This is a genomic window from Rahnella victoriana (genome assembly GCF_021276285.1).
Taxonomy (GTDB): domain Bacteria; phylum Pseudomonadota; class Gammaproteobacteria; order Enterobacterales; family Enterobacteriaceae; genus Rahnella; species Rahnella victoriana.
The window spans coordinates 1,146,766-1,160,090 of the sequence record NZ_CP089919.1; the positions used below are offsets into that span (position 1 = coordinate 1,146,766).

18 protein-coding genes are annotated in these 13,325 nt (G+C 53.5%); 11 read left to right on the top strand and 7 right to left on the bottom strand.

Annotated features, from left to right (window positions below):
- Positions 1–27: 27 nt before the first annotated feature.
- The 7 genes from murA to mlaF all read right to left on the bottom strand — a co-directional run bounded on the left by murA (position 28) and on the right by mlaF (position 4,930).
- The gene (gene murA / locus J9880_RS05300; protein ID WP_095924425.1) at positions 28–1,287 is read right to left on the bottom strand and encodes a UDP-N-acetylglucosamine 1-carboxyvinyltransferase; all 1,260 of its coding nucleotides are present in this window, start codon (positions 1,285–1,287) and stop codon (positions 28–30) included.
- Between the two features lie 67 nt (positions 1,288–1,354).
- A complete protein-coding gene (gene ibaG, locus J9880_RS05305) occupies positions 1,355–1,609 on the bottom strand; it encodes a BolA family iron metabolism protein IbaG (RefSeq protein WP_013577246.1) in 255 nt (84 codons plus the stop codon).
- A gap of 167 nt (positions 1,610–1,776) precedes the next feature.
- Positions 1,777–2,091, bottom strand: a complete 315-nt coding sequence (gene mlaB, locus J9880_RS05310; RefSeq protein WP_095924424.1) for a lipid asymmetry maintenance protein MlaB — start codon at positions 2,089–2,091, stop codon at positions 1,777–1,779.
- Positions 2,088–2,723 carry a phospholipid-binding protein MlaC gene (gene mlaC, locus J9880_RS05315; RefSeq protein WP_095924423.1) on the bottom strand — a complete coding sequence of 212 codons (636 nt, stop codon included), beginning with the start codon at positions 2,721–2,723 and terminating at the stop codon, positions 2,088–2,090. Before mlaC ends, mlaB begins: the two co-directional genes overlap by 4 nt.
- 41 nt (positions 2,724–2,764) lie before the next feature.
- Positions 2,765–3,325: an outer membrane lipid asymmetry maintenance protein MlaD gene (gene mlaD, locus J9880_RS05320; RefSeq protein ID WP_095924422.1), complete on the bottom strand. Its 561-nt coding sequence runs from the start codon at positions 3,323–3,325 to the stop codon at positions 2,765–2,767.
- Positions 3,326–3,328: 3 nt separating this feature from the next.
- Complete coding sequence (gene mlaE / locus J9880_RS05325; protein ID WP_095924421.1) at positions 3,329–4,111, bottom strand: lipid asymmetry maintenance ABC transporter permease subunit MlaE; 783 nt, start codon at positions 4,109–4,111, stop codon at positions 3,329–3,331.
- Between the two features lie 15 nt (positions 4,112–4,126).
- Positions 4,127–4,930, bottom strand: a complete 804-nt coding sequence (gene mlaF, locus J9880_RS05330; protein ID WP_095924420.1) for a phospholipid ABC transporter ATP-binding protein MlaF — start codon at positions 4,928–4,930, stop codon at positions 4,127–4,129.
- Positions 4,931–5,240: 310 nt separating this feature from the next.
- Between mlaF and J9880_RS05335 the strand changes: the two genes are divergently transcribed.
- The 11 genes from J9880_RS05335 to npr all read left to right on the top strand — a co-directional run bounded on the left by J9880_RS05335 (position 5,241) and on the right by npr (position 13,254).
- Complete coding sequence (locus J9880_RS05335) at positions 5,241–6,218, top strand: calcium/sodium antiporter (protein ID WP_095924419.1); 978 nt, start codon at positions 5,241–5,243, stop codon at positions 6,216–6,218.
- Between the two features lie 19 nt (positions 6,219–6,237).
- Positions 6,238–7,224 carry an arabinose-5-phosphate isomerase KdsD gene (gene kdsD / locus J9880_RS05340; RefSeq protein WP_232770187.1) on the top strand — a complete coding sequence of 329 codons (987 nt, stop codon included), beginning with the start codon at positions 6,238–6,240 and terminating at the stop codon, positions 7,222–7,224.
- 16 nt (positions 7,225–7,240) lie between these two features.
- Positions 7,241–7,807 carry a 3-deoxy-manno-octulosonate-8-phosphatase KdsC gene (kdsC, locus tag J9880_RS05345; protein WP_095924417.1) on the top strand — a complete coding sequence of 189 codons (567 nt, stop codon included), beginning with the start codon at positions 7,241–7,243 and terminating at the stop codon, positions 7,805–7,807.
- Entirely contained in the window at positions 7,804–8,373 is a 570-nt protein-coding gene (gene lptC, locus J9880_RS05350; RefSeq protein WP_095924416.1) for an LPS export ABC transporter periplasmic protein LptC, read from the top strand. Before kdsC ends, lptC begins: the two co-directional genes overlap by 4 nt.
- Positions 8,351–8,908: a lipopolysaccharide ABC transporter substrate-binding protein LptA gene (gene lptA, locus J9880_RS05355; protein WP_095924415.1), complete on the top strand. Its 558-nt coding sequence runs from the start codon at positions 8,351–8,353 to the stop codon at positions 8,906–8,908. The genes lptC and lptA overlap by 23 nt, the downstream gene beginning before the upstream one ends.
- A 6-nt stretch (positions 8,909–8,914) precedes the next feature.
- On the top strand, positions 8,915–9,640 hold the full coding sequence (lptB, locus tag J9880_RS05360) for an LPS export ABC transporter ATP-binding protein (protein ID WP_195816579.1): 726 nt from the start codon (positions 8,915–8,917) through the stop codon (positions 9,638–9,640).
- A gap of 101 nt (positions 9,641–9,741) precedes the next feature.
- On the top strand, positions 9,742–11,175 hold the full coding sequence (gene rpoN, locus J9880_RS05365; RefSeq protein ID WP_232770188.1) for an RNA polymerase factor sigma-54: 1,434 nt from the start codon (positions 9,742–9,744) through the stop codon (positions 11,173–11,175).
- Between the two features lie 23 nt (positions 11,176–11,198).
- On the top strand, positions 11,199–11,486 hold the full coding sequence (gene hpf / locus J9880_RS05370) for a ribosome hibernation promoting factor (protein WP_013577259.1): 288 nt from the start codon (positions 11,199–11,201) through the stop codon (positions 11,484–11,486).
- Positions 11,487–11,584: 98 nt separating this feature from the next.
- Positions 11,585–12,067 (top strand): PTS IIA-like nitrogen regulatory protein PtsN, encoded by a 483-nt coding sequence (gene ptsN, locus J9880_RS05375; protein WP_173362074.1) that lies wholly within the window; start codon positions 11,585–11,587, stop codon positions 12,065–12,067.
- Between the two features lie 66 nt (positions 12,068–12,133).
- Entirely contained in the window at positions 12,134–12,985 is an 852-nt protein-coding gene (rapZ, locus tag J9880_RS05380; protein ID WP_095925264.1) for an RNase adapter RapZ, read from the top strand.
- Positions 12,982–13,254, top strand: coding sequence for a PTS phosphocarrier protein NPr (gene npr / locus J9880_RS05385; RefSeq protein ID WP_056776243.1), 273 nt, complete (start codon positions 12,982–12,984; stop codon positions 13,252–13,254). Before rapZ ends, npr begins: the two co-directional genes overlap by 4 nt.
- Positions 13,255–13,325 lie beyond the last annotated feature (71 nt).

The following is a 13,325-nucleotide window of genomic DNA, read 5'->3' on the forward strand; positions in this document are numbered from 1 at the left end:
TTTTTTTATGGCATCAGGCTGAGTTTATCACTCGCCTTTGAAGCGCTCGATTTTCGCACCCAGCTGACGCAGTTTATCTTCGATACGCTCGTAACCACGATCGATGTGATAAATACGGTCAACCACGGTCACACCTTCCGCAATACACCCCGCCAGAACCAGACTCGCAGACGCACGTAAATCCGTCGCCATGACCTGAGCGCCAGACAGTTTTTCAACGCCGTGACAAATCAGGGTGCTGCCTTCGATTTCAGCATGTGCGCCCATACGGATCAGTTCAGGAATGTGCATGAAACGGTTTTCGAAGATGGTTTCGGTGATCACACCGGTCCCTTCCGCCACCAGGTTCAGCAAGCTGAACTGCGCCTGCATATCGGTCGGGAACCCCGGATGTGGTGCAGTGCGGAAGGTGACGGCTTTCGCGCGGTTACCGTGCATGTCGAGACTGATCCAGTCTTCGCCCACTTCGATATCCGCACCGGCTTCACGCAGTTTTGCCAGCACGGCATCCAGCGTATCAGGACGGGCTTCGCGACAGGTGATTTTGCCACCGGAGATCGCCGCCGCCACCAGGAAAGTCCCGGTTTCGATACGGTCCGGCACCACGCGGTAAACACCGCCGCCCAGACGCGCAACGCCTTCGATGGTGATTTTGTCGGTGCCTGCGCCGGTGATTTTCGCACCCAGCGTATTCAGGAAATTCGCGGTATCGACGATTTCCGGCTCACGCGCGGCGTTTTCAATGATGGTGGTGCCTTCGGCCAGTGTCGCGGCACTCATGATGGTGACGGTCGCGCCAACGCTGACTTTATCCATCACGATGTGCGCGCCTTTCAGACGGCCATCGACAGACGCTTTCACATAGCCTTCTTCCAGCACGATGGTCGCGCCCAGTTGTTCCAGACCGGTAATGTGCAGGTCGACAGGACGCGCGCCAATGGCGCAACCGCCCGGCAGGGACACTTCACCACGGCCAAAACGCGCCACCAGCGGGCCAAGCGCCCAGATGGAAGCACGCATGGTTTTCACCAGATCATACGGCGCACAAAACTCGTTAACTGCGCTGGCGTCCACGAACACAGAACCGTTGCGTTCGATTTTGGTGCCCAGCTGGCTCAGGAGTTTGATGGTGGTATCGATATCTTTCAGGTGAGGAACGTTCTGGAGTTCAACCGGTTCTTCAGCAAGCAGTGCGGCAAACAAAATAGGAAGTGCTGCATTTTTTGCACCAGAGATAGTGACTTCACCGCTCAGGCGAGTCCCACCCTGTACACGAAATTTATCCATTATGACTGCTCTCTATTCATTAAAACGACAGGTCAGATACGAGGAAGCTGCCGGGACGCCGGCAGTCTTATAAACCGCTCAGTTTACGGTCACGCGCCCATTCTTCCGGGGTATAAGCCTTGATAGACAGGGCGTGGATTCGATTGTCGGCGATGTATTCCATCAGCGGGGCGTAAACGGTCTGCTGTTTTTTCACGCGGCTCATGCCATCAAACATCGCACCAACGACAATGGCCTGAAAATGACTGCCATCGCCAGTAATGTGGGCTTCGTCCAGTGCCAATGCATTCATCAGCACGTCTTTAATTTCACTTGTTTCCATAGGGATCTATTCTTCTGAGAATCATAACAGCCCGATATCTTATAGGGATCGGCGCAATTCTTAAACCACGAAAAAGCCCCTGACGAAGAGTTTCGCACAGGGGCTTTGGGGACATTCAGGCGGTGATCCTTCTCCCGCGGCCTAACTCACGGGAACTGCTGACATATTTACTCAACAGCGCAGGCCGTGGTGTCAGACGGAATGATGTCCTGAAGGTTATACAATGCAATCAGTGTACGCAGACGGTCGGTGATCCCCGCGATGGTCAGCGACGTTCCCTGCTGGCTGGCTTCTTCGCGCAAATGCACCAGCAGCGCCAGCCCGGAAGAATCCACCCGCGCCAGCCCGGACACATCCAGACAGGTCACGCCGGCCATCAGCGTTTTACGCACATCCCAGAATGCCACCAGCGTTTCGCGATCAAGTTCACCGTGCAACCTCAGTCGCGGCGGCTGCGATTCCCAGCGCAGGGCTTCACTCATTGTTGTTTATCCAGCGTGATCGGCTGAGCCGCCGCTTGTTTCAGACGGGCAGTCAGACCATCAATGCCTTTCTGACGCAGGATATCCGCCCATTCGTTCTGCTTGGTGGAAATCATGCTGACGCCTTCGGCAATCATGTCATACGCCTGCCACTCACCGGTGCGGCTGTTTTTACGCCACTGGAAATCCAGACGAACCGGCGGACGGCCATTCGGATCGGTAATGGTCACACGGATCGCAATGATGTCTTTACCGGCATAAGACTGCTCCGGTTGTACGGTATAGCTCTGGCCGTTGTACATCGCCAGCGCCTGACCGTAAGCCTGTTGCAGATAGTCAGAGAACGCGGCGAAATAGGCGTCGCGCTGTGCCGGCGTTGCCTGCTGGTAATAGCGACCTAACACCAGCGCACCGGCGTATTTGATTTGCACGTATGGCAGCAGTTCTTCGCGGACGATCTGACGCAGATAATTAGGATCCTGCTTAATCTTCGGCTGTTCGGTTTTGAGGCGGGTGAAGGTTTTGTTCGCCGCTTCATTCATCACGCTGTAAGGATTGGTTTTATCCACCGCGGCATTCGCCAGCGGAGCCATAACCACCAGCAGGGCAGCGATCATTAAACGTTTAAACATACTCATTTCCTCTTTTTTGGAGAATCCGTGATAGCAAATTCTTAATGGGCAGCCGGTTGGGGTGCCGTATTCGCGTCAGGCGCGGTATTCCCTTCCGGCGCAGCAGGCGCCGCAGTCGCATCCGGGTCAGCTTTGCCGTCGCCACTCTTGTAAAGGAACTGACCAATCAGGTCTTCAAGAACCAGCGCTGATTTGGTGTCCTGAATGACGCCACCCTCTTTAAGGATAGTCGTTCCCATGTCAGGGTCTTCAAATCCAATGTTCAGGGCCAGGAACTGTTCGCCCAATAAACCCGAGGTACGGATCGCCAGCGTACTGGTGCTCGGGATCTGGTTATATTTTTGGTCGATGTCCATTTCTACGCGTGGGGAGTAGTTTTTATCCAGCGTGATGCTGCTGACGCGGCCAATCACTACGCCGCCGACTTTCACCGGAGAACCACTTTTCAGGCCGCCGATATTATCGAAGTCGGCAGAAATACGGTAAGTCGGATCAGAACCGATGGAACGGATATCCGCCACTTTCAGACACAGGAATAACACCGCAATCAATGCGATGATTAAAAACGCGCCTACCCAGATCTCACTCTTTTTCGTTTGCATGGTTTAATTTCCAAACATCAGTGCTGTCAGCACAAAATCCAATCCCAGCACCGCCAGTGACGAATGCACCACAGTACGTGTCGTTGCCCGGCTGATCCCTTCGGACGTCGGTATCGCATCATAGCCATTGAACAACGCAATCCAGGTCACAGTGATAGCGAAAACAAGGCTTTTTATCAGACAGTTAAGCAGGTCAGTCCGCCAGTCTACGGCAGTTTGCATCGCAGACCAGAAGAAACCGCTGTCGATCCCTTTCCAGTCCACACCCACCAGCGAACCGCCCCAGATCCCGACGGCGACAAAAATCGCTGTCAGCAGAGGCATGGAAATCAGACCGGCCCAGAAACGCGGTGCCACAACGCGGCGCAGCGGATCGATTGCCATCATTTCCAGACTTGAGATTTGCTCGGTGGCTTTCATCAGCCCCAGTTCAGCGGTCAGCGCAGATCCCGCGCGACCGGCAAACAACAGTGCCGTGACCACCGGACCGAGTTCGCGCAGTAAAGAGAGCGCCACCATCATGCCCAGACTGGCTTCCGCACTGTAGGTGGTTAAAATCAGATAGCCCTGCAAGCCAAGCACCATGCCGATAAACAAACCGGACACCAGGATGATTAACAGGGAAAGCACGCCAACACTGTAGAGCTGCTTAACCAGCAGCGGCCATTGTTTGGCAAATTGCGGCTTACCGATCAATGCCCGGAAGAGCATCAGACCGGCACGGCCAAAAGACGCACAGGTATTTATCCCGCGACGTCCGACTGAGGCGAGTGCCTTAGTTAACATAAGCAGATAACTCCATCATCCGAGCAACTCGGTTTTGTAATCACCGGCCGGGAATCGGAAAGGCACCGGTCCGTCGGCAATACCGTCGAGGAACTGGCGAACCCGCGGATCAGGATTGTTTTGCAATGCCTCCGGCGTTCCTTCTGCAATCACCCGCTGCGCCGCCACAATATAGGCGTAATCCGCGATGCTCAGCACTTCAGGCACATCATGAGACACCACAATACAAGTCACGCCCAGCGCATGGTTCAGTTCATCGATAAGTTTGACCAGCACGCCCATGGTGATGGGATCCTGTCCGACGAAAGGTTCATCGAACATGATCAGCTCCGGATCCAGCGCGATAGCCCGCGCCAGCGCCACACGACGCGCCATCCCGCCTGATAATTCGGCAGGCATCAGATCACCGGCACCGCGCAGACCGACCGCTTCCAGCTTCATGGTCACGGTGCTGCGCAATAACGCTTCTGGCAATTTACTGTGCTCACGCAGCGGAAATGCCACATTTTCGAACACAGTCAGGTCGGTAAACAAGGCACCGGACTGAAACAGCATGCTCATTTTTTTGCGCGATTCGTACAGTTTGCGGCGCGACAGCGTCGGAATGTTATCGCCGTCAAACCAGATTTCGCCGCTGTCCGGCGCAAGTTGCCCGCCGATCAGGCGCAGCAAGGTGGTTTTGCCGATCCCCGAAGGCCCCATAATGGCGGTAACCTTGCCCCGTGGCACTGTCATGTTTATCTCTTCGAAAATGGGACGATCGCCGCGCACGAAACTCATGCCTTTGATCTCTACCAGATTCGATTCGCTTTGACTCATTCAGTTTATCCCTTCGGAATGCTTTCGCTAAGAATACGTCTGACCCGCACCGGGAGTCGTATAACTTTGGTATTTTTACAAAAACTTACCCCGGTTTCGTTACCAAACTTGCCATCGATTTACTTTTCCACCACAGACGGTCAAAATCGACGAATTACCATGTTAAATTAAAAGCCTTCATCGTCTAACATACAGGAACCTGCTGACGGCGTCGTTTTCAGAGAAAATGTTGCTTCAGCTCATGTTGACGAAGGAATCGCCTGCCTGCAAAGGCAACGAACCTCGCATTATACCCAATAAAGGATGTTTCATGCTTCTCGCTATCGTACTGATGATTGTCGGCTTGTTACTGTTAGTTTACGCCGCCGATCGTCTGGTGTACGGAGCCGCAGTGTTGGCACGCTCAATGGGCATTCCTCCGCTGGTGATTGGCATGACCGTCGTCGGCGTCGGGATCTCCCTGCCGGAGCTGGTGGTGTCCACCACGGCCGCCATCAACGATCAGATGGATTTGGCCGTCGGAAACGCAATTGGTTCGAATATCATTAATATTCTTCTGATTTTGGGCGGTGCCGCCCTGATTCATCCACTTTCCGTTCGTTCTGATATATTACGCCGCGAACTCCCTCTATTGTTACTGGTCACTGCGCTGTGCGGTTTTCTGCTCAGCGACGGCGAACTCAGCCGCATTGATGGCGTGCTGCTGCTGGCCAGTGCCGCCGTGTTTATGATGCTGGTGATAAAAATCGCCCGCGCCGCCGAGAAAGAAGGGCTGGATACGCTGACCTACGAGCAGATGTCCGAACTTCCGCAGGACAGCAGCAACACCGTGGCGTTTCTGTGGCTGGCGCTGGGCTTTATCATCATGCCGCTGGCGTCCGGGATGATTGTCGACAACAGTACAGTGATTGCCCGCTATTTCGGCGTCAGTGAACTGGTGATTGGTCTGACAGTCATTGCTATCGGCACCAGTCTGCCGGAACTGGCGACATTTATCGCCGGGGCGATTAAAGGTGAGGATGATATCGCGCTGGGCAATATCATCGGTGCCAATATTTTTAACACCTGCCTGGTGCTGGGATTACCCGCGCTGGTGGCACCCGGTTCGTTCAACCCGGACGCATTCCATCGCGATTACTGGGTGATGCTGGCGGTCAGTGTGGTGCTTTCCGGCCTGTGTCTGATGCGTAAACACCGTATCGGTCATTTAGCCGGTGCATTGTTGCTGTGTGGATTTATCGCCTATATGGCACTGCTGTTCCTGCAACCGGACAGCATTGCCTTCTGAACTCTGTCAGGAACTGACTATGGCTAACTTTACCTTCGCCGCCGACTTTGATTTCCAGGCCGTCGGTCGCGATGTGCTGAAAACAGAACGTGAAGGACTTGAGCAGTTAGATCAATACATTAACGGTGATTTCACCCGCGCCTGCGAAAAAATCTTTGCCTGCACAGGCAAAGTCGTGGTGATGGGGATGGGCAAATCCGGGCATATCGGCCGCAAAATGGCCGCCACCTTTGCCAGCACCGGCACACCGGCTTTCTTTGTCCATCCGGGCGAAGCCAGCCACGGCGATCTGGGCATGGTGTCGAAGCAGGATGTGGTGATTTTGATCTCCAACTCCGGCGAGGCCCATGAAATTCTGGGGCTGATCCCGGTCCTGAAGCGCCTGAACATCACGCTCATCTGCATGACGTCCAATCCGGAAAGCACGATGGGCAAAGCCGCTGATGTCCACCTTTGCGTGAAAGTGCCGAAAGAAGCCTGTCCGCTGGGTCTGGCACCGACCAGCAGCACGACGGCGGTACTGGTGATGGGCGATGCACTGGCGGTTGCGCTGCTGGAAGCCCGTGGCTTTACGCCGGAAGATTTCGCGCTGTCGCATCCGGGCGGAGCACTGGGTCGCAAGCTGTTGCTGCGTGTCAGCGATATTATGCACACCGGCAATGACATCCCGCATGTCACCCGCGACGCCTCCCTGCGGGATGCCTTGCTGGAAATCACCCGTAAAAACCTTGGCATGACGGTGATTTGCAATGATTTGATGAAAATCGAAGGCATCTTTACCGACGGGGATTTACGCCGCATCTTTGATATGGGCGTTAACATCAACACGGCATCGATTGCCGATGTGATGACCACCGGCGGTATCCGCGTCCGCCCTTCTCTTCTGGCGGTGGATGCACTGAATTTAATGCAGGAAAAACACATTACCTGCGTCATGGTCGCTGATGGTGACCAGTTGCTGGGTGTGTTACATATGCACGATATGCTGCGCGCTGGCGTAGTTTAATTGAGGAATGCCCTGAATGAGTAATAGCGCAGCCCTGGTGGACACCTGCTACGGCCCGGTCAGCACAGACGTGCTGGAGCGGGCGAAAGCGGTCCGCCTGCTGATTTGCGATGTGGACGGCGTCATGTCTGATGGCCTGATCTATATGGGAAATCAGGGAGAAGAGCTGAAAAGTTTTAACGTTCGCGACGGTTACGGTATCCGCTGCCTGCTGACATCTGACATTGAGGTCGCGATTATTACAGGCCGCAATGCAAAATTGCTGGAAGATCGCGCCAAAACCCTCGGCATACGCCACTTGTATCAGGGGCAATCGGATAAGCTTTTGGCCTTCCGCGAACTGTTAGATACACTGTCTTTACAGGCCAGCGAAGTGGCTTACATCGGTGATGACCTGATTGACTGGCCGGTGATGGCCGAAGTGGGCCTTTCTGTCGCGGTTCAGGATGCGCATCCTATCCTGTTGCCGAAAGCAGATTATGTGACCCGAATTGCGGGTGGACGCGGCGCAGTGCGTGAATTGTGTGATTTGATTCTGCTGGCGCAGGGTAAGCTGGAGGACGCCAAAGGGCTGTCGATATGAGTAAAACAAGACTTTGGGTTATTCTGGCTCTGACGGCCATTGTTCTGATACTGATTGGCTGGTCGCTGTCTGACAACAGCGATGATGCCCCGCAGGCCGTCAACGATCAGGATCCGACCTATCAGAGCGCCCACACCGTCACGATGGTGTATGACCCGCTGGGCAGCCTGACGTATAAACTGGTGTCAGATCAGGTAAAATATTACACCGCTGATCAGGTGACATGGTTTACCAATCCGGTAGCCACCATGTATGACAAGAACAAAGTCGCCACCTGGGTATTGCGTTCTGATAAAGCGAAACTGACTCAGGATAAGATGCTCTATCTTTACGGGCATGTGCAGGCCGACAGCCTGACCCCTGAAACATCACAGCTGCAAAGAATCAAAACGGACAATGCACGGGTTAACCTGACGACACAGGACGTTGCCTCAGACGATGAAGTAACGCTTTATGGCACAGGTTTTACATCTAATGGCATGAAAATGCGTGGTAATCTGCGTGATAAAACAGCAGAGCTGATCGAAAAGGTAACGACCTCTTATGAAATTCAAAGCAAAAAATAAATTCCGTGATCTCCTGATCGTCAGCTCATTGTTAGCCGTCAGCATTCCGGCCTTTGCATTAAAAGATGACACGACGAAGCCGATCACCATTGATTCGCAAAATCAGGCGCTGGACGTGAACACCAATACCGCGACCTTCACCGGCAACGTGGTGGTGAATCAGGGTACGATCCAGGTGAAAGCCGATAGAGTTGTCGTGATCCGCCCGCAGGGTGTTTCCGGCAAAGAAGTGGTGGAAGGTTACGGCAACCCGGTGACGTTCTATCAGATGCAGGACAACGGTAAACCGGTTAAAGGCCACGCCCAGAAAGTCCGCTACGAAGTGGAAAACGATCTGGTGACCCTGACCGGCAATGCTTACCTTGAACAGCTGGACAGCAATGTCAAAGGCGACCGCATCACCTATCTGGTGCAAAAACAGCAAATGGAAGCTTTTAGTGATAAAGGTAACCGTGTGACGACCGTACTGGTTCCTTCGCAGCTGCAACAGAAAACGCCTGCAGCAGGCGGCCAGCCGACCAAAAAGAGTAACTGATATTTTATGGCAAAATTAATCGCAGAGAATCTGGCCAAGGCATACAAAGGCCGCAAGGTCGTTGAAGATGTCAGCCTGATGGTCAACTCAGGTGAAATCGTCGGATTATTAGGGCCAAACGGTGCCGGTAAAACCACCACCTTTTACATGGTGGTGGGTATCGTTCAGCGCGATGCGGGACGTATTATCGTCGATGAAGAAGACATCAGCCTGCTTCCGCTGCATACCCGCGCCCGTCGCGGTATCGGCTACCTTCCGCAGGAAGCGTCCATTTTCCGCCGTCTCAGCGTGTTTGATAACCTGATGGCGGTGTTGCAGATCCGTGATGATCTGAACAAAGAACAGCGTAACGATCGCGCCAATGAACTGATGGAAGAGTTCCATATTTCTCATTTGCGCGATAACCTCGGTCAGTCACTGTCCGGGGGTGAACGCCGTCGTGTAGAAATTGCCCGTGCGCTGGCAGCGAACCCGAAATTCATCCTGCTGGATGAACCGTTCGCCGGGGTTGACCCGATTTCAGTTATCGACATCAAAAAAATCATTGAGCATTTACGTGACAGCGGCCTCGGCGTACTGATCACTGACCATAACGTGCGTGAAACACTCGATGTGTGTGAACGCGCGTATATCGTCAGTCAGGGGAAATTGATCGCCCACGGCACGCCAGCCGACATTCTTGCTGATGAACAAGTTAAACGTGTTTATCTTGGTGAAGAATTCCGTCTGTGATCTGTGCCGCCGGAACCGTGCCTGTTTCAACTTAAACTGAAACAGGCCGTCTCTGACAGAAGTGTTGCCGTTCTCACTCATCAACGGAATTAAGCCAAGATATGAAGCAAGGTTTGCAACTCAGACTCAGCCAACAACTGGCAATGACTCCTCAGTTACAACAGGCCATCCGCCTGTTGCAATTGTCCACGCTCGAGCTCCAGCAGGAGATCCAACTCGCGCTGGAGAGCAACCCTCTGCTGGAACAAACCGACCTTCATGATGAAATCGATGCGGTGGAAGCCACCGACAACGAAGGATTAGATACCCGCGAAGCCCTCGAGCAAAAAGACATGCCCGAAGAGCTGCCGCTGGATGCCACCTGGGATGAGATTTACACCGCAGGCACGCCGTCCGGTACCGGCAATGATTACAGCGACGACGAATTGCCGATTTATCAGGGCGAAACCACCCAGACCCTGCAGGATTACCTGATGTGGCAGGTGGAACTGACGCCGTTTTCCGATACCGATGCCGCGATTGCCACCTCCATTGTCGATGCCGTAGATGACACCGGTTACCTGACCGTTTCCCTTGACGATATTCTTGAAAGCGTCGGTGACGAAAACGTCACCATGGACGAAGTTGAAGCCGTGCTTAAGCGCGTTCAACGCTTTGACCCGGTGGGCGTGGCGGCGCGTGATCTGCGCGACTGTCTGCTGATCCAGCTTTCTCAATATGTTACTGATACCCCGTTTATCACCGAAGCCCGTCTGATCATCAGCGAACATCTGGATTTGCTGGCGAACCATGATTTCCGCGCACTTATGCGATCAACCCGGTTAAAAGAAGATACACTGAAAGGAGCGATGCTCCTGATCCAGTCTCTTGATCCGCGTCCGGGCCAGTCGATCAATACCGGTGAATCCGAATACGTGATCCCGGATGTGCTGGTGCGTAAAGTGTCAGGTGTCTGGACGGTCGAACTGAATTCCGACAGCATTCCGCGACTGAAGATTAACCAGCAGTACGCCGCAATGGGCAATTCCGCACGCAGCGACAGCGACGGCCAGTTTATCCGCAGCAATCTGCAGGAAGCCAAGTGGTTAATCAAAAGTCTGGAAAGCCGTAACGACACGCTGTTAAAAGTGACGCGCTGCATCGTTGAGCAGCAGCAGGCGTTCTTTGAACTGGGTGAAGAATTTATGAAACCTATGGTGCTGGCCGATATCGCCAGTGCCGTAGAAATGCACGAATCGACAATTTCACGTGTGACGACGCAGAAGTTCCTGCACAGTCCGCGTGGCATTTTCGAACTGAAGTATTTCTTCTCCAGCCATGTCAGTACAGACAGCGGCGGCGAGGCATCGTCAACCGCCATCCGGGCGCTGGTGAAGAAATTAATCGCAGCGGAGAATCCTGTAAAACCGCTCAGTGACAGTAAGTTAGCGACCCTGCTTTCCGATCAGGGGATCATGGTCGCACGACGGACCGTCGCCAAATACCGAGAGTCTTTGTCCATCCCGCCCTCAAACCAACGTAAACAGTTAGTTTGACCTCAACAGAGAAGGAAGACATTATGCAGCTCAACATTACCGGACATCACATTGAGATCACGGATCCCCTGAGAGAATTCATCACGTCGAAGCTGGCCAAGCTCGAGCAGTATTTCGACAGGATTAATCAGGTGTATGTGGTGTTGAGCGTGGAAAAGGTGCAAAAAGTTGCGGAAGCGACTTTGCATGTGAATGGAGGCGAATTACATGCCACCTCGGAACATCAGGATATGTACGCAGCGATTGACGGACTGGTTGATAAACTGGCCCGCCAGCTGAATAAACATAAAGACAAACTGAAACAGCACTGACATTCATGTAGCCAACCCTGTGCTACAAACCTTCGGGCATCGGCTTGTGACCTTCGGGAAACGAGCCGATATAGCTTTAAGGGTGAAACAGCGCAAAAGTGAAAGATGACATGATTAACGATACTGCAATGCAATTAACGTCGGTGCTCAATGCCGAATGCACCAAAAGTGGCGTTCATTGCGCCAGCAAGAAACGCGCACTGGAAATCATCAGCGAACTGGCCGCTAAGCAATTAAATTTATCGCCACAGGTGATTTTCGACGCCATTTTGACCCGTGAACGTATGGGCAGCACCGGGATCGGTGCCGGGATCGCCATCCCGCACGGAAAGCTGGAAGAAGATACTTTACGTGCCGTCGGGGTGTTCATTCAGCTGGAACAGCCGATCGCTTTTGACGCCATCGATAATCAGCCGGTAGATTTACTTTTTGCCTTGCTGGTTCCGGCAGATCAATGTAAAACCCACTTACACACCTTATCGTTAGTTGCTAAGAAATTGGCTGATAAAACAGTGTGTCGCCGTCTGCGCGGAGCGCAAAGCGACGAAGAACTGTTCCAGATAATGACTGAAAACGAATAGCGTCTGATCCCGGTTTTCGTGCCGGGAAAATGAATGCTGAACACTGAATGCCAGGGGAGTGACACCATGGTGCTGATGATTGTCAGCGGCCGTTCCGGTTCCGGGAAGTCGGTTGCCCTGAGGGCACTCGAAGACATGGGTTTTTACTGTGTGGACAACCTGCCGGTGGTGTTACTGCCGCAGCTCGCCCAGACCCTTGTTGAACGCAATACGTCTGCGGCCGTCAGCATTGACGTCCGTAACATGCCAGAAACACCGGAAGTTTATGAGCATGCGATGTCACAACTGCCGGAGAGCTTCTCACCGCAGCTGTTGTTCCTTGATGCTGACCGCAATACCCTGATCCGCCGCTACAGCGACACGCGTCGTCTGCACCCGCTTTCCAGCAAAAATTTATCCCTCGAAAGTGCCATTGATGAAGAAGCCGATCTGCTCGAACCGCTGCGTTCGTCGGCGGATCTGATCATCGACACCTCCGAAATGTCCGTGCATGAGCTGGCAGAAATGCTGCGTACCCGCCTGCTGGGGAAACGCGAGCGCGAACTGACGATGGTGTTCGAGTCCTTCGGTTTCAAACACGGCATTCCGATTGATGCGGATTACGTCTTCGACGTGCGTTTCCTGCCGAACCCGCACTGGGATCCGAAACTGCGTCCGATGACTGGCCTTGATAAGCCGGTGGCGGCGTTCCTCGACCGTCATACCGAAGTACACAACTTTATCTACCAGACCCGAAGCTATCTCGAACAATGGCTGCCGATGCTGGAAACCAACAACCGCAGCTATCTGACCGTCGCCATTGGCTGTACCGGCGGTAAACACCGTTCGGTGTATATCGCAGAACAACTGGCCGACTATTTCCGTTCCCGTGGGAAGAATGTTCAGTCCCGCCATCGCACGCTGGAAAAACGCAAATGACGGTGAAACAAACGGTAGAAATCAAAAACCGGTTAGGCATGCATGCCCGTCCGGCGATGAAGTTGTTTGAACTGGTGCAGAGCTTTGAATCAGAAGTGATGCTGCGCAACGGCACAGGCATTGAAGCAGAAGCCAGCAGCGTGATCGCGCTGCTGATGCTCGATTCGCCGAAAGGTCAGCAGATTGAAATCGAGGCCACCGGCCCCGACGAAGAACAGGCACTGACGGCAGTGGTAAATCTGATCAATTCAGGATTTGACGAAGACTAATACGCCTCAATCCCGATGAGCTGACATCAGTCAGTGATTCGGGTGAACGCACGCCGCTGACGCCGTTGCGG